Genomic DNA, 21,115 nt, shown 5'->3' with positions numbered 1-21,115 from the left:
CCAGGATTCTCCTGGACTCGGTCACGAACTAGTTATGAAAATGGGTTCCGTCTGTTACCGCTTCTACAACACCCGCGCGGATGACGAAGTCACCGAAGTGTTCACCGTCTTGTCGCTCCTTCGCATAGCGAGGAATCAACATACGTAACTCACTTAGAATTTCTTCTTCCCCGATGTTTTCTCGGTACATCTTGCTTAACCGGCTGCCGTCAAAAGCGGCACCTAGATACATATTGTATTTGCCTGGTGCTTTACCGATAAATCCAATTTCCCCCAGGGCGTGACGGCCGCAACCGTTCGGGCAGCCGGTCATGCGGATGGTGATCTCTTTATCACGAAGCCCGTTAGCCTCAATGATCTCATCAATCTTATCAATTAAAACAGGCAAATAACGCTCAGCTTCCGCCATGGCTAGTCCGCATGTAGGTAGAGCGACGCAAGCTAGAGAACTGCGTCGCAACGCAGAATAGTGCTTGCCATCGGTCAATCCAAATTGTTCAATAAGCTCACTAATCTTTTTCTTTTTCTGACTAGAAATATTAGCAATCACCAAATTCTGATTGGCAGTCAAACGGAAATCTCCCGTGTGAATTTTAGCGATTTCGCGCAAGCCTGTCATCAGCTTGTAATCGTCATAATTCGAAATCCGGCCACCTTCAACAAACAGGGTAAAGTGCCATTTGCCGCCTACACCCTTTACCCATCCATAACGGTCACCGTTATGGTCGAAGTGGAAAGGTTTAGCTTCTTCTAAGCTCCAGCCTAGTCTTGCATGCAGTTCGGTTACTACATTTTCAAGCCCAAGACGGTCTACGGTGTATTTGAAGCGAGCATGCTTACGGGCGGAACGGTTACCGTAGTCGCGTTGAATGGTAATGATTTTTTCCGCCACATCATAAATTTGCTCCGGCTTACAGAAACCAATCACCTTGGCTAGCTGCGGATAAGTGGTTTTGTCGCCATGAGACATCCCCATCCCCCCGCCAATCGCTACGTTAAAACCAACTAACTTATCCCGCTCCACGATGGCAATAAACCCAAGATCTTGGGAGTAGACATCGATATCGTTGGATGGAGGGACAGCGATCCCGATTTTAAACTTTCGAGGGAGATAAAGCGGTCCATACATAGGTTCGACTTCTTCGACGTCAGGCGTACCAGCCACCCTCTCTTCATCCAACCAGAGCTCATGATACGCGCGGGTGCGAGGAAGCAAGTCGTCGCTTAACTTTTTCGACCAGTAGAATACTTCCTGATGAAGCTCGGATTGATCCGGATTCGGGTTGCACATCACATTTCTATTGACATCTCCGCAGGCTGCAATCGTGTCCAAGAGAGAAGCATGGATTTCTTGAATGGTTTTTTTCATGTTCCATTTTAGGATTCCATGCATCTGGAAAGCTTGTCGAGTCGTAAGTTTTAACGTACCATTGCCGTACTTTTGGGCAAGATCATCCATGACAAGCCATTGCTCCGGTGTCGCTACCCCACCCGGCGTTCGAACACGAAGCATGAATTGATATGCTGGCTCCAGCTTTTGTTTTTGGCGTTCATTGCGTAAATCACGGTCATCTTGCAAATAGCTGCCATGGAATTTCATCAAGCGATTATCATCGTCTGAAATCCCTGCACTGATCTGCTCCAGCATGGATTCTCTTAGCGTGCCGCGCAAATAGTTACTTTCATCCTTAATCCGCTCTACATCACTTGGCGGGCCTTCCGGTGCTTTTAAAATTTGGTTCGCCATGTTGGACTAACCCCTTTCTTGTCAAAATCAATATACATCGCGCTGATAACGTTTTTGCTGTTGCATGTCGGCTAGATAAGCTTCCGCTTGTTCACGGGTCATCCTGCCTTCTTTTTCGATGATCTCAATCAGCGTATGATGAACGTCACGAGCCATATTTTTTTCATCTCCGCAGATGTAAACCACGGCACCCTCTTGCAGCCATGCGAACAATTCTGCACTGTGCTCAAGCATGCGGTGCTGGACATATACCTTCTGCTCCGTGTCCCTCGAGAAGGCAACATTCATTTTCGTTAAGACCCCGTCCTTGACCCACTTTTGCCACTCTGTCTGGTAAAGGAAGTCGGTTACAAAGTGCTGATCCCCAAAAAACATCCAGGATTTCCCTTCCGCTCCGATTTCCTCACGCTCTTGCATAAACGCACGGAACGGCGCAACACCTGTACCCGGTCCAACCATAATGATCGGTGTTTCCGGATTCTGAGGTAATTTAAAGTTTTGGTTTTGTTGTAGGTAGATTGGAATTTTATCTCCTGGCTCTATTCGATCCGCACAATAAATTGAGCAAACGCCTTTGCGTTCACGGCCGTGAGCATCGTAGCGAACAGCACCGATCGTAAGATGCACTTCCTCCGGATTCGCTGCTAAGCTGCTTGAAATCGAGTAGAGACGCGGAGGTATTTTACGCAAAATCGAAACAAAGTCCTGAGCGGAAGCTTTCCATGGACCATAATCGCGAACCAGATCTAATAAATCCCGACCCTGAATATAGGCCTTGAGTTGATCCTCGTTGCCTGCTGCAAGAAGCTCTTGAACACCTGGGAGAAACGAAGCAGCCTGCTGAAGAAGCGGTTTGGTTAAGACGGTAATCTCAAAGTGAGAGATTAAAGCCTCCTTAAGCGCTCGGATCTCTCCTTGCTTATTGACGCTCACCGTTTCCTGCGGATCCCACTTCAGCTCTTCTAAAAGCCGATCGACAAGCTCGGGATCATTCTCCGGATAAATTCCCAGACTATCTCCTGGTTCATAGGTCAATCCAGAACCAGCCAAGGAAATCTCTAGATGACGTGTTTCTTTGTTTGAGCCTCGTCCGTTTAAGTTTAAATTTTCAAGCACTTCAGCATAAAAAGGATTCGTTCTGGAGTATACGGACTCCACTTGCGCAGCGGTTGAAACTGTAGGCATAGATGTTGACCCGGTACCTTGCCCTTCACTGAGCCGGCCAGCAACGCCTTCGAACCATTCAGCTGCAGGCTCATCATAGTCCACATCGCAGTCCACACGCGGGTAAATGCGATGTGCACCAAGCTCTTCCAAGCGCTGATCAAAATCGATTCCCGTTTTGCAAAAGAATTCATAGGAGCTATCACCAAGGGCCAGTACAGAGAAGCGTAGTCCATCGAGCTTAGGCGCTCGCTTGCTGTAGAGAAACTCATGGAAGGATATGGCGTTATCGGGTGGCTCTCCTTCTCCGTGTGTACTTACAAACACAAGCAAATTCGTTAGTTTCTTCAAGTTGTTTGGCTTAAAATCGCTCATGGAAGAAACCGTTACTTGGAACCCGCGACCTTCTAGGGACTTTCCTGCTTTTTGGGCGAGGCGCTGAGCGTTGCCTGATTGTGACCCATATAAAATCGTGACTTCTTTTGAAACGGCCTGCTCTAAGCCCTGTGTGGTAGCTTGCGAGGTAAGCGCTTCTGGCGATTCTATAACCGAAGCAAACTGGGACGCAGCCAGATACCCGCTTAACCAAACTTTTTGAGATTGGGTTAAAGTTGGCAAAAGACGATTAAGGAGCTCAACCTGCTCCTGATTAAAAGGACTGTTCATGACCTGGAGTTGCAATGATACCACCTCACAAAAGAATCTACACATATGTACCATACCATTTTAGGTTACGTTGGGACAATTATTGGTGTTGTACCTTAATATTAATGGAAAAATTCAAGTTCTATTATATCCTACTTATTCCGATAAGGTAAGTCAACTTAAAGTTTATCATCTTCAATTCAAGGTTACCCTTATTGACATTATAATGCAACAGTACTACAATTAATCGCTGACTTGCCAAACCCGCAAAGAACCTATAACTCAAGCAAAACAAAGCCGCTATCTCTAAGATAGCGGCTTTATTTACATACACCTAAAGGAACCACTTTATCATCGATTTTTCGATATGATTCAAAAATGATTAAAGCGATGCTTTTCTTATGAATCACATGACACTTTATACAGTAAAAGATAAGAACCAGCCCCTATCGCGGCAAAGGATGCAATATTTATTCTAACGAATTTTGCTGCGAGCAGGAGTGATATAAATCATAGCAGGAAGGGAACTGGTGTGATAAAGGGTACAACCTTTATTCACTATCTTTATATTTTGTAATGTCAGAGCGAATCGCTACATATTGATAAGGCTTGCCCTCTTCGTTCAAGAATGGCACAATTGTCGTTTTTACCCAGTAAAAGGTTTGATCTTTCGCCCGATTTTTAATATCGCCGTGCCAGATCGCCCCAGATTGAATGGTATTCCACATCTCTTCAAAAAATTCTTTTGCATGATAGCCAGAATTAATCAATTTATGGGTTTTGCCAATCAGCTCTTCTCGAGTATATTGGGAAATGTCGCAGAACTTCTGGTTTACATTCGTGATGACTCCATTTGCATCGGTCACGGCCACAATAGAGGATTCATCCAGTGCATATTTAATATCCGCTAACTCTTTTAGAGCACTCGTTAGTTCTTCCTCTGCCTGTTTTCGTGCTGTGATATCGGTTCGAATCGAGACGTATTGATGAATATTTTCTTCTTCATCAAAGAAAGGAACGATAGTCGTCTTCACCCAATAGAAGCTACCATCTTTGGCTTTGTTCTTGATTTCTCCTTCCCACACCTCTCCCTCAGAGATCGTTTCCCACATATCCTGAAAGAAGCTCTTGGAGTGATATCCAGAGTTAATAATTCGATGCGTTTTACCGATAAGATCCTCTTGAGAATACTTTGAGATTTGGCAGAACTTATCATTCACATAGGTAATGACACCTTTATAGTCCGTTATCGCGACAATCGAGGATTCATCCAGGGCCAACTTGATATCAGCCAACTCTTTGAGCACAACTTTTAGTTTGTTTTCTTGGCGCTTTCGCTCCGAGATGTCTCTAAATGTAATCGCTCGAGCCATCACGTCTCCATTGGCATCATTAATAGCGGAAATGGACAAATTCACGTCAAATTGGGCGCCACCTCTTCGTTTTCCCACTGTTTCATAGCCGGATACTTGGCCACCGAAATTCACGACTTGATGAAGGGTTTGATATTGGCTGACTAAGTGCTCAGGGATCACTAATGAAGACAAGTCTTCCCCTAAAACCTCTTGTCGCTTCCATCCAAAAAATTTCTCGAAAGCATCATTCACCCTAATAATATGACCCTCAAGATTCACAACGACAATGCAGTCCGTTGTATTCTTGAAGAACGATTCGAGCTGTTCTTTTGTCGTTCTTAAATCTTCTTCGGTCTTTTTTTCGCTGCTGACATCTTTGGCTATCGAGTAGATACCAACGACCTTTTCCTCCACCGTAATAGGGAAGTTAATCATATTAAACTGAATAGGAAAGCCGTTTTTATGTCTAAAGGAAAATTCATAGCTTACGCTTTCACCCTGGGCCATTCTCTTAAAATTCTCAGCCATTTTCTCCAGGTTTTCTTTAAATACAAAACGTTTATACGACTTTCCAATAATCTCTTCCTGCTTGTACCCGATGCTACTTAACGCACTTGGGTTAATACTATGAAAATTCCCATTGGGATCAAAGATAAAGATGGCATCCGGATTATTTTCAAACAGTAATTGGTAAAAAGTTTCACTTTCATTTAAACGCAAATGATCTAAGCTGATTAGAGCCAGGGGAATCACTCCTTCTATTCTATAACTTTCAATAAAGCCATTATACTATATTACTATGGTAGCTATAGGCCTTAAAATTATGTAAAGACCGCTGAAACAAGTAAAAAGCCCCCTCTACATGGTGAGGGCGCTTACTGGTCCGGCTGTGTTTCATTTCATTTATGTTGTCAAATCAGTTTGACACATTCAAGAATTAATTATTAACCCCTTTATTCCTCCTCTATCCTCCTGAAGTCATCATAACCATATGCTTCGAAGGCACTACGGATATCTTTTTCAAAACCCTCGATACTTTGATTTGGTCTACGATTATGGGCATATCTCCATCTCCGACCCTCTTCATCTGTGACAAATGCTTCATAAGCGGCTATCATTTCCCCTTCAATCTTACTAAATACATCCCTATACTCAATTTCTAGCAATTCGCTGACACCCCTTCCACAAACTGGATCTTGTTTTTACTTGAAACCCAAGGTAAAGTGAAAAAATAAACAGAATATAATAAAAATACTTATATTTTGCAATTAACTTTATTTGTGCTAGTGCAATACTTTTTGTAAGAACTGGAGGAGAAAGTTTGTATTTATATCTATTTGTTAATTTAAATAAAGGCGATTTATGCAAGGTCACGGATCCTCATCATCCACGTTACGGGCATATCATCCGATTTGCAGAAATAGAGTATTATCTTCAATCACCCTGCTTCGTGTTTGAGGAAATTAATCAACAACAAGAACGGATCGTACTACATAAAGAAAGTCAGTTTGAGACATTACCTTTTAAGGATAGTCTTCAATTTCTAATTAATTTAGCTATCGAAACAAAGGACCGAGAATGGTTTGAAGACTTAACGTATAAATTATGTTACGAATCCCAGTAAAAAGATAATGAAGAAGCCCTATTTAAAAGAGGGCTTCTTTTGCTTTATGATGTGTGAACTCTTTCCTTTGCAAAGGATACGGCAGCTTCCCTCGCTTGAGCGATGGCCTTTTCCTTTATTGCTTCCGCTTCGTCTGGCATTTGCGCCATTCCCTCAACAATGATGGAATCTACGGAAGGAATGCCAAGAAAACCAAAAATCGTTTTAAGATAGCGATCCCCAAACTCCAATTCTTTTGCAGGCCCCTCGGAGTACACTCCTCCACGCGCTTGGATATGTACAGCAAGTTTGTCCGTTAAAAGACCTACTGGACCCTGTGCTGTGTATCTAAAGGTTTTTCCTGCGATACAGATCGAATCAATATAAGCCTTCATCTTAGGTGGAAAACTAAAATTCCAGAAAGGCGTAACAAAAACGTATTTATCCACAGCAATAAACTGTTCTGTAAGGGCATTGATTCTACTCACCTTATCTTTTTCATCAGCAGACAGCTGTTCAAATGCCGTCCCCTGCTGTAGCTTACCCCAGCCACTAAATACATCGGTGTCAATATAGGGAATATCCATTTCGTATAAGTCCAGCCGGATAACTTCGTCGTTTGGTCTTTCGTTCCTATAAGCTTCTAAGAACGCCTCTCCTACAGCGAGGCTATAGGATTGCTCAGCTGTTTTAGGATTAGCCGTAATATACAACAGTTTAGACATGTGATCCTATCCTTCCATCAAGTTTTCTAACGGAATATCCACACCATAGGTGAAGGTTTGTGAACTTGCCTTTCCTTCACCGTTATTTTCTACACTTGTCAAAAAAGGTATAGCCGGTACTTCATGTAACGGTATTTCTTGTCTATGGTTGAACAATGTTAGTCACCCCCCATATCTTAAGATTGCTCATCTCTTATTTTTTCATGCCTGCTTTTCTTCTCTCTTGACACTGTGAACAAATGAGAATAAACTTATTTTAGGTAAGTAATAATTATTTCATTTAAACATTGAATATAAATAGAGAGGGCGATCGTCATGACAGGAAAAATAATTTTTTATACTCACCCAAGTGATACCTCTTGTCGAAAAGCGAAAGCAATACTAAAGAATAAACAGGTTCCTTTTGAAGAACGTCATCTATTCCGAAATCCACCTACTCAAGAAGAGTTATTAGAAATGATCAAGCTCACATCAAGTGGTACAGACGAGCTCTTGTCCAAACGCAGTCAAACTTTTAAGCAGCTCAACATCGATATTGATGATCTTAAGTTATCTGAGTTGTTAGACCTACTGCATGAGGAACCGAAATTACTCCGTCGACCTCTTCTTTTGAATGGAGCCCAGCTAATTATTGGATTTAACCGGGAGGAATTAGAGCATTTATCCGCATAATTACAAGAGCCAGTTTCCACCACATTGGAGGGAACTGGCTTCTTACGCATATAGGGAGTTTCTGCATTATTTAAGGTCAAAAAAAAATCGCTACTTCAAAAAGTAGCGAATTAAAACTGAAATACGATATGGCTTAATGTTCCGTATTGGTAGCTTCGGTGTAAAACCTTCACTGGCTGTTGCTCTTCTCCGCTTCCAAGCGCAATGAAGAGTGGTACAAAATGCTCAGCCCTTGGTACGGCTAAACGAGCATGCGGAGCCTGCTCTTCATAATGAAACAAGGCTTCGAGATCTTTGTTCTCCAGTTGCTGAATAAGCCAACTATCAAATTCTTCAGTCCAAGGCTCGGGTGATGACTGCCCCCAATTGATCATTCGTAAATTATGAGAGGTTCCTCCACTTCCCACAATAAGGATGTCTTCTGTTCCCAGATCACGAAGGGCTTCCCCTATTTTAAATTGTTCAGCAGGGGGTAAATAAGGATTGACTGACACTTGCACCACAGGAATGTCAGCATCCGGGTATAAAAGTCGGAGGACTACCCAGGAACCGTGATCCAATCCTCGATCGTAGTCTCTTTTAGAAAGAATATTATGCTGGATTAACTTTTCCTCAACCTTCTCCGCCAGCAAAGTGGAACCTTTAGCCGGATACTTTATTTGATATAGCTCTGGTGAAAAGCCACCAAAATCATAGATCGTGTCGTATACGTCATCCCTAAACGAAATGGTGGTAACCTCTTGTTCCCAGTGAGCTGTAAATAGAATAATGGCTTTGGGTTTCATGCTTCGACCTAACTCTTGAAGGAAACTTGTGTAGGAATTGTCTTCTAGAGCTAATGAAGGGGCTCCGTGACAAATAAATAAAGGTGCAACCATATTTGTTCCTCCTTTCTTTCACCAATTAAACTTACTTTTCATAAGTAAGTATACATTGATAACTTATATTGCGTCAAGTACATTTACTTATTAAAAAGTAGTATAATACAGATTGTGAGGTGATAAGTATGCATCAGTTATGACCTAGAATTGAGATAGCCTTGCAGTTGCTAGGCAAGCGTTGGACCGGATTAATCTTGTTCCAGCTCCTCTCAGGTCCTCAACGTTTTTCAGAGATAGAATCCGCTCTCCCTGTTAGTGGACGACTGCTGACAGAACGATTGAAGGAATTAGAAAAAGAAGGGCTAGTCAACCGAAGGATCTATGCCGAAGTACCGGTGCGCGTTGAATATTCTCTAACGGATAAAGGCCTGGCTCTAGAGCCGATCTTTAGAGATTTGCAAAATTGGGCCGAGAAGTGGGTTGAGATTCAATCTTAGAAGAAAATGTGACGTCATCCCTAAACTATCGACACCCTCGAGCCCGCGCAGTATAATTGAAAAAAACGCTTCGGAGGTCTTTGGTTTGAATTTTTTGCGCATGAAAGAGCCTGGAAATACGCTTACTCACTTTATTCCGTTCCTTGCAGGAATCGTTGGTTTATTTTTTCTTATAGGATCAGCTCCCTCCCCTTCCAAAATGATCACATCGGCCATTTTTGGGGTGAGTGTGATATTGCTTTATGGGGCAAGCAGTCTTTATCACTGGATTCGAACCACACCTGAGAAGACTCTCCTACTTCGAAAAATCGACCACATCGCTATTTTTTTCTTAATCGCCGGAACCTACACGCCAGTTAGCTATTTCGGTCTTGAAGGCACTTGGAAGTGGAGCATTCTGATCCTAGTATGGTCCATTGTAGCGCTAGGAACCTTCCTAAAAATCTTTTTTATGCAAATGCCGAGATGGATATCGACTTTACTATACCTTGGTCTAGGCTGGGTCGCGATTATCCCTTTTGCAGAGTTTCTTAGATTACTGCCGATGGGCGCTATTACCTTGATGATTGCTGGAGGAATCGCTTATACCATTGGAGGCGTAATCTACGGCACCAAGAGGTTCCGTTATTTTCATGAAACCTTCCATTGCTTCGTGGCATTGGGTACGCTGCTACACTTTTTCATGATCTACTTTTTCATTCTGCCTATATAATGCGAAAAGAGGGCGTCCAATATGGAAGGACGCCCTCTTTTTTCGGCATTCGTTCTGATATTCAGGGCCTTTGGAGGGCATCAAACGGGGTTTGGTGCCCTGATCCGGTCCACAGCTCACTTAGAGGGTATCAAACGGGGATTTCATGGCATCATACGGCAGCAATGATACCCCCATTTCGGCCCTCGGGAGATTTCAGTACATCATACAACAGCTATGGTGCCTCCATTTCGGCCCTCGGCAGCTTTGATTCCCTGATCCCGGCTCCCAAGCGGTTTCGGGGCATCATACGACCGCTTTGATTCCCTGATCACGGCTCCCGAACGGTTTCAGGGCATCATAGGACCGCTTTGATTCCCTGATCTTAACCTCCGAGCGGTTTCAGGGCATCATACGATCGCTTTGATTCCCTGATCCTAGCTCCCGAGCGGTTTCGGGGCATCATACGACCGCTTTGATGCCCTGATTCCGGCTCCCGAACGGAATCAGGGCATCATACGACCGCTTTGATGACCTGATTCCGGCTCCCGAGCGGTTTCATGGCATCATACGACGGCTTTGATTCCCTGATCACGGATCCCGAGCGGTTTCGGGGCATCATACGGCAGCTTTGATGACCTGATCCCGGCTCCCGAGTGGTTTTAGGGCATCAAACGACAGCTTTGATTCCCTGATCCCGGATCCCGAGTGGTTTTAGGGCATCAAACGACAGCTTTGATTCCCTGATCCCGGCTCCCGAGCGGTTTCGGGGCATCATACGGCAGCTTTGATGACCTGATCCCGGATCCCGAGCGGTTTCAGGGCATCATACGACAGCTTTGATTCCCTGATCCCGGATCCCGAGCGATTTCGGGGCATCATACGGCAGCTTTGATTCCCTGATCCCGGCTCCCGAGTGGTTTTAGGGCATCAAACGGGGGCTTTGATGCCCTAACTCAGGCCCCAGCCCCCCAAGAGGGCACCAAACCAAAGCTTTGCTGCCCCGATCCGTGCCTCGGCTCTCCGAATATCTCCCCTTTACAACCCCTTTAATCCGCCCAGAACAGCCCCTTTGACAAAGAAACGCTCGATCTTCTTCTCCACTGCCGGATCAGGGATGAGGGGTGGTGCGTGATGCGTCTTGATACGGGCATCTATTATCACATTGTCACAAGCCCAATGCTTGTTCTCGTAGTAGCTATTCACACCGTAGATATCATGCGATGGATTGCTTCGGGTAAACGTTGCCCAAAGGAAATTATTCATGTGAGCACTGATAAAGTCACTATCATCCGCTACAATGATCATCGGACATCCGGCCATGGATCCTCTAGCTTGAATCGCTTCACTTAAGACATGCATTTCGCGTTCAGCTTGTGTGTATTCGGTAAATTTGGATGCCTCCATCACTACGACTCCTGGCATCACAAGTCGAGGGTTAACAAAGCCCTGCAATCCCTTCAAGGCGTCTGGTACTTCGATGCATAGCTCTCTTATTTTATTGCCGTAAGCAGCGAAGACAACTTTACTTCCCGTATTTAAACCAGTGCCTGAATAATCTAAGGTATCTATGGTGGTGTTGGTATAAAAATGAATGTCTCGATGAAGATTGATACGTTCTAAGATATACGATAAAAAGCCTAGCTCATCATGTGTATCGACACGTTGATCTTCTTCGGCTGTAATAAATAAATACTTGGCCAGGCTTAGTTGTCCGGTACCTAAGATGCGGTTGGCAATCGTCAACAATTCTAAGGGTTGTTTGACCGGCTGGTAAGGGGTATATCGTTCACTTCCAATGGCAAAAAGTAAGGGGTGAACACCAGCGGCATCGACCGCGTGCACTTCTTTTACCCCTGGAATTTCCTGTTTAATGGCGTCACCGGTTAATTCATGAATCAAGGCGCCAAAGGATGTGTCTTCTTGTGGAGGTCGTCCCACGACAGTAAACGGCCAAATCGCATTGGGTTTAGCATAGACCTTATGAATCTTCATTAATGGGAATGGATGAGTTAAGCTATAGTAGCCGAGGTGATCGCCAAACGGCCCCTCCGGTTTCGTTTCTCCTTGATGAATCTCCCCTGTAATGACAAAGTCAGCGTCATTACTGACGCAAAAGCCGTCCACATAACTGTAGCGAAAGCGTCGGCCAGCGAGCAGACCTGCAAAGGTCATTTCGCTCATTCCTTCCGGTAGCGGCATAACAGCTGATAGGGTATGAGCCGGAGGACCTCCTACAAAAATACTGACCTTTAGCGGTCCACCTTTTTTATTCGCTTTTTCCTGATGAACCCCGATCCCCCGGTGAATTTGGTAATGTACACCGACTTCCTTATTTACTTCATAATCATTGCCCGTAAGCTGAACCCGATACATGCCTAGATTCGAGTTCATAATTCCGGGTTTGTCTGGATCTTCGGAATAGACCTGAGGTAAGGTAATAAAGGCTCCTCCATCCATTGGCCAATGTTGAATGAGTGGAAGGTCTGAAATTTGAATTTCCTGTGCCGTTACGGGCTGACCTCCTGTAGTCTTCAACGGTAAGGCCTTCATGGCAGCCAACCCGCTCTTCATATGACCAAACGGATTTTTCAAGGCCTTCGCCGGATCATTGCGTAAGGCAATGACATTCTGAACGGCTTCTAGAGTGTCTCGAAACATAAACTTACTCCGCTCGAGGGTGCCAAAAAGGTTGGACACGGCCCGAAACTTAGAACCTTTAACATTTTCAAATAAAAGGGCTGGACCGCCAGCCTCGTACACTTTTAAATGAATCGCGGCCATCTCGAGATAGGGATCAACTTCCTCCCGTATACGAACCAAGTGTCCATGCTTCTCTAAATCTGTAATGCAATCTTGTAAGTTGCTGTACATCATTCAGTGCTCCAATCTCGTTTAGTTCTCACTTCAGTAAAAACGAATTCAAAGTACTTGTCAAACGATAGAAAAAGGAGTGCCAACAAGAGCACTCCTTCTAATATTACAAGATAGGTGACAACAAGCGCCCAACGGATTCCTTGACTCGACCGAGACGCCCCTCCCCTTGAGAAAGAAGGACGGAATGCTGCATATCCTGATTAAAAATATTCTCGAGCTGACAGGCTAACTGTTGATCATAAAGAATGGCGCTTACTTCAAAGTTCAGCTTAAAGCTGCGATTATCCATATTGGTCGATCCGACGGAAGCTACCTCACGATCGATGACAAGGGTTTTCGCATGCAAAAATCCATTGTCATATAAGTAACATTTCACTCCCGCTTGCACCAGGTCTGATAGATAAGCAAGTGACGCCCAACCGACGATTCGACTGTCCGGTTTTTTTGGAATCATTACACGCACATCAACCCCGGAAAACGCTGCAATGCGTAATGCATTCAACATGCTTTCATCTGGGACGAAGTAAGGGGTCTGAACGTAAATACTTTTTTTGGCTTGGAAAATCAGCTTGAGGAACGCGTCTTTAATTTCTTCTCGCCCCGAATGTGGACCGCTAGAAACGATTTGAATGGCCATGTTTCCCTTCGCTTCTCCTTCGGGGAAGTACTTGGGATCATATGTCATGACATCATCGGCTGCCACGTTCCAGTCTAACAAAAATTGTGACTGCAGGCGTTGGACCGCTCCCCCTCTAATCATGAGATGTGTGTCACGCCAATTTCCGATGTTCTTATCCAGACCGAGATATTCATCCCCAATATTATATCCTCCAACAAAACCAATGCGCCCATCTATGACCGCAATCTTTCGGTGATTTCGGAAGTTTAACTTTCCATTAAGGAATGACACTTTAGAAGGAAAAAAGGAGAATACCTTTCCTCCTGCTTTCACCAACGGTGCAAAGAACTCCTTCGGCAAGCCTGTGGAACCCACGTCATCGTAGATGACTCGAACCTCCACCCCCTCTTGGGCCTTCCGAACCAATGCATCAAGAACTCTACTCCCCAACCCGTCACTAGCCATTTTATAGTAAAGCAGGTGGACATGGGCCTTTGCTTGTTCGATTTGTTCAAGCAGGACCTTGAATTTGTCCTGACCTGTCGTAAAGACCTGCACTTCATTATCTTGGGTCAATAGAGAATCATTATGGACCAGGTTCATGGAAATCAGATGCTGGTACTTACTAAGATACTTAGTGGAAAGGAGCATCCCTCGCTTGATTTCAGCCATTTGTTCATCAACTGATTCGTTTCGATGATCATGACCCTTGCTTTTTAACCTATAGATTCTTTCCCGGCTTATGTTTTGGCCAAATATCATGTATAAAGCAAACCCAACGACCGGCAATAACAGAAGCACCATTAACCATACCCAGGTTGAACTGATATTGCGACGTTCCATGTAGATTATGAAAATCGCTAAGGCAAAATTGAGTAGGGGAAGAAGAAAGAAAATGATCGTATGCTCAACAGAAAAAATGGGTTCCACCATCAATCCTCCTTATCCTATAAAATAGTTTCTTTACTTTTCCCTCAGAAAACAAAAAAATCCCCCTATATTTCCAGGGGGATTCTGCCATTTACTTCAAATCTTGAATCTGAACTTTACTACCATCTTGAAGCAGTGTTTGTCCTTTTACTACGATTTGGTCCTGCAACTGAAGTCCTGAAAGGATTTCTACTGAGTCGCTGGCTTCCTCTCCGGTTTGTACCTCTATCTTCGTGGCTACGTCCCCGTTGAGCTTATACACGTATCGTTTCCCTTGCTCCTCCATAACGGCCTTACGAGGGATGATGAGGGATTTAGCCTCCGCAGCAGCTGAAGATACTTTTACATTAACCACCATATCTGCCTTGAGATCCCCTGTTGGGTTTGGGATGGAAATCTCAATCGGGTAGGCCTTTAGCTGTGAGTCCATTACAGGACTGATCGCGGACACGGTAGCTTCGAGATTTTTCTTCAACGCAGGGATCTCAAGAGCTACCTTGTTTCCTAAGCTAACCGTAGTCAACTCATTCTCGGAAAGATTCGCTTTCACCATCATCGGATTGATATTCACAAGATGAACGACGGCCATTTGTGGTGAAGCCATTTGTCCTGTCGCTCCTTGAACTAACGATACAACACCTGAAATCGGGGCCCGCACCAAGGCATTAGCCAATTGATCTCTCGCATTCTGAAGATTCACCTGGGCCTGTTCTAGAGAAGCTCGAGCGACATCCACAGCGGTTTTACTTTGGGCATTTTTCAAGGATTTTTGTGCGTTTTCATAGGAGGACTTGGCGTTGGCAATATTCGTCTCCGCATTTTTCAGGGCAAGCTCTGCATTTTTCACAGCAGACTCTGCATTTTTCAACGCGGTTTCGGCTCTTTCCATTTCAACCATAGGAACGGCTCCAGCCTCGAAAAGCTGCCTTGTTCGCTGCTCATTGATTTGCGCATCCTGATACGATTGCTGCGCTTGAGTCAACCCCACGTGAGCTTGCTCCAACCCAGTTTGCGCTTGCGTGATAGAATGATTAAGCTGTGCAACACTTCCCTGCGCTTGATTAACGCCTTGATTGGAGCTGTTTTCAGCTTGTTTAAGGTTGGCCGCCGCCACATTCACAGCAGATTGGGCCTGCTTTACTGCGTTGGCTAGATCACTTTGGTCGAGATCGAACAGAAGGTCACCTTGCTTAACTTGCTGCCCTAAAGTCACATGAACCTTGGTTATCTTACCGCTGACCTTTGGCGCCACCTGAACACTTTCATTTGGAGCTAGTTTGCCGCTGATGCCCGCCTGTGCATCAACAGCCCCCTCTTGAACCACATCCACTTGCACAGGTACAACCGTCTCCTCCTGGGCAGATGATACCTCATCATTTTTGGAGCAACCTACAATGGCTACAGATAAAGCTAACATGAGCAAAAAAGATTTCTTTTTATTGTTAACCATTCCAATCTTCCCCTCCCCCGTTACAACTCTACATTCGTTTCGGATGGTGTAGTAACGTTTATCTTATTTCTATTACGATTTTTCCACTTGAGGCCAAGATCGTCGAACCAACTGTATACCACTGGAATAAGAATAAGCGTCACGAGCGTAGAGAAGCTTAATCCAAAGGTGACGACAATTGCCATAGGTGCCTGTCCTTCATTTCCGGCTCCCCCTCCAAAAGCAAGCGGTAAGATCGCTAAAATGGTGGATAATGTCGTCATAAGGATTGGACGCAATCGAACCGGACCTGCTTGGAGAATGGCTTGCGTTCTTTCAAGACCTTCTTGACGAAGCTGGTTAATATAGTCCATTAGTACAATCGCATTATTGACCACAATCCCGATCAGCAGAATATAACCGATAATAGCCATGACACTCAGGGCGTTGCCCGTGACAGCCAGACCGAAAACGACACCTATAAAGGTAGGCGGAATGGAGAACATGATGATAAATGGACTAAATAAGGATTCAAACTGGGCAGCCATCACCATATAAACGAAAACAATGGACAAGAGCATGGCTAAACCTAGCTGCTTGAACGAATCGGTCATCTGCTGATTTTGTCCGCCAAATTCTACTTGGTAACCTTCAGGAAGCTGCAGCTTGTCCAGACGAGCCTGAATATCTCGGGAGACAGACCCTAGATCCCGTCCAGCCACGTCCCCCGTAATGGAGACTTGGCGCGTTTGATTCGATCTGGTGATCGTCTGCGGCACATCTTCTCTTGTAATGGTAGCAACAGAACTTAATGCTACGGCTGCTCCTTGAGGAGTGGTAATCCGCAATCGCTCTAAATACGAGACATCTTCCTTGTATTCCGCTGGCATTTTTATCCTTACGTCGATTTCATCATCACCTGTACGGTATTGGGTCACCTTTTGTCCCTCAAACGCCGTACGGACGACACTTAACACTTGGCCCGTCGTTATTCCATACTGACTTAACCTTTGCGGATCCATGATCACTTGGAACTCTTCTTGGGTCGCATCGAGTGATGTTTTCACATTTAGCGTACCCTCTACTTGCTGCACTTCTCCTGCAATGATATCTGAAATATCTTTTAAAGTGTCTAAGTTATCCCCTCTCAAGTTCACCTGAAGCGCAGATCCTGCCATACCAGCACCTTGCTGGGATTCAGTCACGTTAATCTCGGCATCAGGAATAAAGGTAAGAGTGGAGCGCAAATCCAGCATCACTTGTTCCGTGGAACGGTTGCGTTGATCTAGCGGAAGCAAGATCACATCAATCTGAGCTCGGTTCGTAGCCCCAGTAGAGAACGCGGCGGGGCCACCCGTTGACCCAACGGAGGTATACATCTTTTCAAGCTCAGGCACTTCCTGAATCACATCCTCAATTTGGGACACCACGTGAGCCGTTTCTTCAATAACGGTTCCTGCAGGCATCTTGACGCTGACACTTAATTGTCCTTGGTCCATTTTCGGAATAAACTCCATCCCTACCATCGGCACCAACGCAGCTGAACCGACAAATAGAGATACGGTAAGGACCAACACGGTCTTTCGCTTTCTTAGAGCCCAGGCCAGCAGTTTTCCATACGCGGCAGACAACTTTTCAAAGCCTATGTTAAACCAAATTACCGGATTCTTTCCTTTATAAGTTCCGGCATGATAAATCGATTCATCAGGTATCGTGTTAATCCAGCGAGAACTCAACATTGGAACAAGCATAATGGACACCACTAGCGCAGCAATATGAGAAAAGATTACCGTTAAGGCTAGCGGTCCAAACAATTCGGCGGCAATTCCGTCAACGAAGACGATTGGTAAAAATACAACGATCTGGGACATTGCAGAAGCCATCACGGCGTTCCCCACTTGCTTCGAACCCTCTCGAGCCGCTTCCAACATGCCTTTGCCTTGCTGGCGAAGTCGGAAAATATTTTCTAATATAACGACCGCGAAGTCCACTAGGGAACCAAGACCTAATAAAAGACCGCTTAGTGATATTAAGTTGATCGTTTGACCTGAGAAATACATCAGGGAGAAAGTTGCAACGACAGAGATCGGAATAACAATGGATACGACCAACGTGGATCTGGCACTATTGAGGAACAGATACAGGACCAGGATGGCAAATAGTCCACCCAACAAGGCATGCTCTGCCACGGTGTTAATGGAATCCTTAATGTACTGGGAAAGATCCACTATGACGGTCAGTTTCACGTTTTCGGGCAGTTCTTTCTCTAGCTTTTCTAACTCCTTATTTACTGTCTCGGCAACACGCACGGTGTTCCCCCCGGAAGCCTTCGTTACGGTTAATCCAAGGCTCGGCTCCCCGTTTAAAAAGCTTAACTGCTTCACATCCGCCAACGTATCCGAAACGGTGGCCACATCCTTCAGAGGAATACTTCCTCCGGCTACGGCAATAGGCGTTTCTCCTATGCTTTGCACGTTTCTAAACTCACCTTGTACACGAATACTGAGTTCTTCCGCCCCTTGTTTTACGGACCCTGCGGACCCTGAGAGGTTATTCGATGCTAGTGCTTGTCGAATCTGATCTTGGGTAATGCCGTACACCTCGAGCTTCAATGGATCTAGCATCACTTCAACATAGCGATCCTGTCCACCCAGAATTCCTACAGACGCAACACCGTCGACGCGTTCGAGTCGAGGCTTGATTACATTATCCGCGATAGACTTTAGTTCTGCGGGATTCTGATTGCCTGTTAGAGCGATCGTCATGACAGGCTGAGCATTCGGATCAAAGCGTAGGATCCGAGGGGATTGAGCCGTATCCGGCAACATGCCCTTGACCATATCCACCTTATCTCGCATATCGAGGGTGGCCTGGTCTAGATCGGTTCCCCAATTAAATTGAACAATAACCTGAGAAGCTCCTCCAACTGAATTGGAAGAAATTTGATCTACATTGGCAACGGAAGCCAACACTTCTTCTATAGGCTTCGTCACGAGCTTCTCTACCTCGGCAGGCGTCCCCCCATCTACACTCGTGACGACAACAGCCACGGGAAGATTTAGTTCGGGGTACAGGTCAACCGCCATTTTTGGAAAGGAGACAAATCCAAAAATAAGCATGGCTACAATAATCATCCAAACGGTAACCGGTCGTCTAATCGCTAAATCGGAGATATGCATTTAGGACTCACTTCCCTTCCTTACATTCAGTGACTTGGTATGTTGTTCAAAATAAACTTGGAGTATGGAAAGAGAGGCCATAATCCCCTCTTCTTCCTCTTTGGACATGCCAAGAAACATCTCCCTATAAAAATCAGGGTTGACGATGGGATTGGTTTGGTGAAAATCTTGGCATCTCTCCGTAAGTCTGACCCACACCACCCGGCGATCGGTCTCATTCCGGTATCGTTCTACAAGACCGTCCCGCTCCAGCCGATCGATAATCCCCGAAACGGTACTGTAAGAAAGGTCGATGGCCTTGCTAATATCCCCGATGGTTTTCGCTTCGTCCTTAATTGTGTCGATAACAATAGCCTGGGGTATGGTTATATTTTGTTTCTTTAGTTCATGAGTGACGATGCTCATGAAGAGCTTATTATGATCCAACAGCAACTTCGCCAATTTTTCCACTTTCTTACCTCACCTACTCACTATTTCTTATATCGAAAATTTTCTATCCCGAAATATATAGTAGTCAGAAAACTATTTCGCGTCAAGAAACAAATCTTTGTATTGGATTATATCCTCGAAAGATGAACAAATGATGAAGTGGATTCAAACTAAAGAAAATTTGGCTGGCGCCAAGCCTTAAAAGGCGCAGGCGGCAGCTTAGTTGCACTTATGCAGATAAAGAATTCAAGATATTTTATAAATTCTTATCTGCCCAAAAAGAGCTGATCCCCAACTAACTCTGGGATCAGCTCTTTACCGGCCAATTTACCTAAAAACCAAAATATTCTTTAGCATTGTTATAGCAAATGTTTTCGACAATGGAACCTAGCAATTCCTTGTCATCTGGGAACTCTCCATTTTCGACCCATTCCCCGATCATGTTGCACAAGATGCGACGGAAATACTCATGTCTCGTATAAGACAAGAAACTTCTAGAGTCGGTCAGCATCCCGACAAAGCGCGTTAACAACCCACAATCCGCCAGCGTTTTCATCTGCTGAATCATGCCTTCTTTGGTATCATTAAACCACCAAGCTGCACCGAACTGGATCTTACCAGCGACTCCTCCCCCTTGGTAGGATCCCATTAGGGTGGCGATGATTGGGTTGTCATTCGGATTTAAGGAATACAAGATGGTTTTTGGCAACTGATTATCGGTAGCTAAGATATCTAGCAGACGGCTTAGAGGATAAGCGATCGAGCTATCGTTCATAGAATCATACCCTGTATCTGGCCCTAGCTGCTGGAACATTCTTGTATTGTTATTCCTCGCTGCGTTGATATGGAACTGCATGGCCCAACCAAGTTCATGGTATAGCTTTCCGAGGAACACCAAGGTATAGGTTTTATACTTTTTCTCTTCCTCTAAACTAACGGTCTGGCCTTGAATTGCCTTAGCGTAGATTTCGGCTGCTTCTTCCTTCGTGGTATCTGCATACGGTACATAGTCAAGGGCGTGATCCGACACGCGTCCTCCTACCGAGTGGAAGAATCTCACACGGGATTCCAGAGCCGATAAGAACTCATCGTAGGTATAGACCGACTGATTAGAGACTTGCTCGAGCTTGTGCACCCAATCGACGAAGCCCTTTCGATTAATTTCTAGACTCTTGTCTGGTCTAAAGGAGGGAAGAACCGCCACATCAAATCCTTCAATTTCCTTAATTTTCACATGGTATTCTAGAGTGTCAACCGGATCATCCGTCGTCACCACCACTTTTACATTTGACTTCTGGATAATGTCTCTAGCTCCGAACCCGCCTCCGGTCAGGATCGCATTCGCCTTTTCCCAAATCACAGGAGCATTTTTCTCATTTAAAAGTTCAGTTACTCCAAAATATCTCTGAAGCTCCAGGTGAGACCAGTGATAAAGAGGATTTCCGATCGTCATCGGAACGGTCTTAGCATAAGACAAGAACTTTTCATAGTCCGCTCCATCTCCCGTAATGTTTTGCTCCTCTACACCATTAGCGCGCATCAATCTCCACTTATAATGGTCGCCGTATAGCCAGATTTCCGTCAGATTTTTATAACTTTTGTTTTCATAGATTTCCTGTGGACTTAAATGGCAATGATAATCGATGATCGGCATTTCTTTTGCATATTGATGATAAAGCTCAACTGCCGTTTGATTAGACAATAAGAAGTTCTCATCTAGGAATTTCTTCAT

General features: G+C 44.8%; 17 protein-coding genes. 4 read left to right on the top strand and 13 right to left on the bottom strand.

Annotation, left to right across the window (positions count from 1 at the left end; all coding sequences use genetic code 11):
- Positions 1-28: 28 nt before the first annotated feature.
- The 4 genes from cysI to EIZ58_RS04250 all read right to left on the bottom strand — a co-directional run bounded on the left by cysI (position 29) and on the right by EIZ58_RS04250 (position 6,077).
- Entirely contained in the window at positions 29-1,747 is a 1,719-nt protein-coding gene (gene cysI / locus EIZ58_RS04265) for an assimilatory sulfite reductase (NADPH) hemoprotein subunit (protein ID WP_134699257.1), read from the bottom strand.
- Positions 1,748-1,774: 27 nt separating this feature from the next.
- Positions 1,775-3,592 carry an assimilatory sulfite reductase (NADPH) flavoprotein subunit gene (locus EIZ58_RS04260; RefSeq protein ID WP_134699256.1) on the bottom strand — a complete coding sequence of 606 codons (1,818 nt, stop codon included), beginning with the start codon at positions 3,590-3,592 and terminating at the stop codon, positions 1,775-1,777.
- 515 nt (positions 3,593-4,107) lie between these two features.
- Positions 4,108-5,631 (bottom strand): PAS domain-containing protein, encoded by a 1,524-nt coding sequence (locus EIZ58_RS04255; protein WP_167577482.1) that lies wholly within the window; start codon positions 5,629-5,631, stop codon positions 4,108-4,110.
- 233 nt (positions 5,632-5,864) lie between these two features.
- Positions 5,865-6,077 carry a hypothetical protein gene (locus tag EIZ58_RS04250; protein ID WP_134699254.1) on the bottom strand — a complete coding sequence of 71 codons (213 nt, stop codon included), beginning with the start codon at positions 6,075-6,077 and terminating at the stop codon, positions 5,865-5,867.
- 155 nt (positions 6,078-6,232) lie between these two features.
- Between EIZ58_RS04250 and EIZ58_RS04245 the strand changes: the two genes are divergently transcribed.
- Positions 6,233-6,535, top strand: coding sequence for an IDEAL domain-containing protein (locus EIZ58_RS04245; protein WP_134699253.1), 303 nt, complete (start codon positions 6,233-6,235; stop codon positions 6,533-6,535).
- A gap of 44 nt (positions 6,536-6,579) precedes the next feature.
- Here the strand turns inward: EIZ58_RS04245 and EIZ58_RS04240 are convergent, their stop codons facing one another.
- Both EIZ58_RS04240 and EIZ58_RS33060 read right to left on the bottom strand, forming a co-directional pair.
- Positions 6,580-7,239, bottom strand: a complete 660-nt coding sequence (locus tag EIZ58_RS04240; protein ID WP_134699252.1) for an FMN-dependent NADH-azoreductase — start codon at positions 7,237-7,239, stop codon at positions 6,580-6,582.
- A 6-nt stretch (positions 7,240-7,245) separates the two neighbouring features.
- Positions 7,246-7,395, bottom strand: coding sequence for a hypothetical protein (locus EIZ58_RS33060; RefSeq protein ID WP_167577481.1), 150 nt, complete (start codon positions 7,393-7,395; stop codon positions 7,246-7,248).
- 159 nt (positions 7,396-7,554) lie between these two features.
- On the opposite strand from EIZ58_RS33060, the gene spx reads away from it, so the two are divergent.
- Positions 7,555-7,911, top strand: coding sequence for a transcriptional regulator Spx (gene spx / locus EIZ58_RS04235; RefSeq protein ID WP_134699251.1), 357 nt, complete (start codon positions 7,555-7,557; stop codon positions 7,909-7,911).
- A gap of 110 nt (positions 7,912-8,021) precedes the next feature.
- On the opposite strand, the gene EIZ58_RS04230 is transcribed toward spx, so the two are convergent.
- The gene (locus tag EIZ58_RS04230) at positions 8,022-8,789 is read right to left on the bottom strand and encodes a DODA-type extradiol aromatic ring-opening family dioxygenase (RefSeq protein ID WP_134699250.1); all 768 of its coding nucleotides are present in this window, start codon (positions 8,787-8,789) and stop codon (positions 8,022-8,024) included.
- A gap of 161 nt (positions 8,790-8,950) precedes the next feature.
- Here EIZ58_RS04230 and EIZ58_RS04225 point away from each other — a divergent pair, with 161 nt between their 5' ends.
- Complete coding sequence (locus tag EIZ58_RS04225; RefSeq protein WP_240688938.1) at positions 8,951-9,229, top strand: winged helix-turn-helix transcriptional regulator; 279 nt, start codon at positions 8,951-8,953, stop codon at positions 9,227-9,229.
- Between the two features lie 85 nt (positions 9,230-9,314).
- Positions 9,315-9,941 (top strand): PAQR family membrane homeostasis protein TrhA, encoded by a 627-nt coding sequence (trhA, locus tag EIZ58_RS04220; protein ID WP_240688937.1) that lies wholly within the window; start codon positions 9,315-9,317, stop codon positions 9,939-9,941.
- Between the two features lie 1,017 nt (positions 9,942-10,958).
- On the opposite strand, the gene EIZ58_RS04215 is transcribed toward trhA, so the two are convergent.
- The 6 genes from EIZ58_RS04215 to uxaC all read right to left on the bottom strand — a co-directional run bounded on the left by EIZ58_RS04215 (position 10,959) and on the right by uxaC (position 21,115).
- Positions 10,959-12,794, bottom strand: a complete 1,836-nt coding sequence (locus tag EIZ58_RS04215) for a UbiD family decarboxylase (RefSeq protein WP_134699248.1) — start codon at positions 12,792-12,794, stop codon at positions 10,959-10,961.
- 106 nt (positions 12,795-12,900) lie between these two features.
- Positions 12,901-14,346 (bottom strand): cardiolipin synthase, encoded by a 1,446-nt coding sequence (gene cls, locus EIZ58_RS04210; protein ID WP_240688936.1) that lies wholly within the window; start codon positions 14,344-14,346, stop codon positions 12,901-12,903.
- Between the two features lie 91 nt (positions 14,347-14,437).
- Positions 14,438-15,796: an efflux RND transporter periplasmic adaptor subunit gene (locus EIZ58_RS04205; RefSeq protein ID WP_134699246.1), complete on the bottom strand. Its 1,359-nt coding sequence runs from the start codon at positions 15,794-15,796 to the stop codon at positions 14,438-14,440.
- A gap of 20 nt (positions 15,797-15,816) precedes the next feature.
- Positions 15,817-18,954 (bottom strand): efflux RND transporter permease subunit, encoded by a 3,138-nt coding sequence (locus tag EIZ58_RS04200; protein WP_134699245.1) that lies wholly within the window; start codon positions 18,952-18,954, stop codon positions 15,817-15,819.
- Positions 18,955-19,404 (bottom strand): MarR family winged helix-turn-helix transcriptional regulator, encoded by a 450-nt coding sequence (locus EIZ58_RS04195; protein ID WP_240688935.1) that lies wholly within the window; start codon positions 19,402-19,404, stop codon positions 18,955-18,957.
- 310 nt (positions 19,405-19,714) lie between these two features.
- A complete protein-coding gene (gene uxaC / locus EIZ58_RS04190) occupies positions 19,715-21,115 on the bottom strand; it encodes a glucuronate isomerase (protein ID WP_134699244.1) in 1,401 nt (466 codons plus the stop codon).

This window comes from Ammoniphilus sp. YIM 78166, from assembly GCF_004522215.1.
In the GTDB taxonomy this organism is placed as follows: Bacteria; Bacillota; Bacilli; order Aneurinibacillales; family RAOX-1; genus YIM-78166.
Note: the sequence above shows the minus strand (reverse complement) of the source record. Positions and strands in the feature narration are given on the sequence as shown.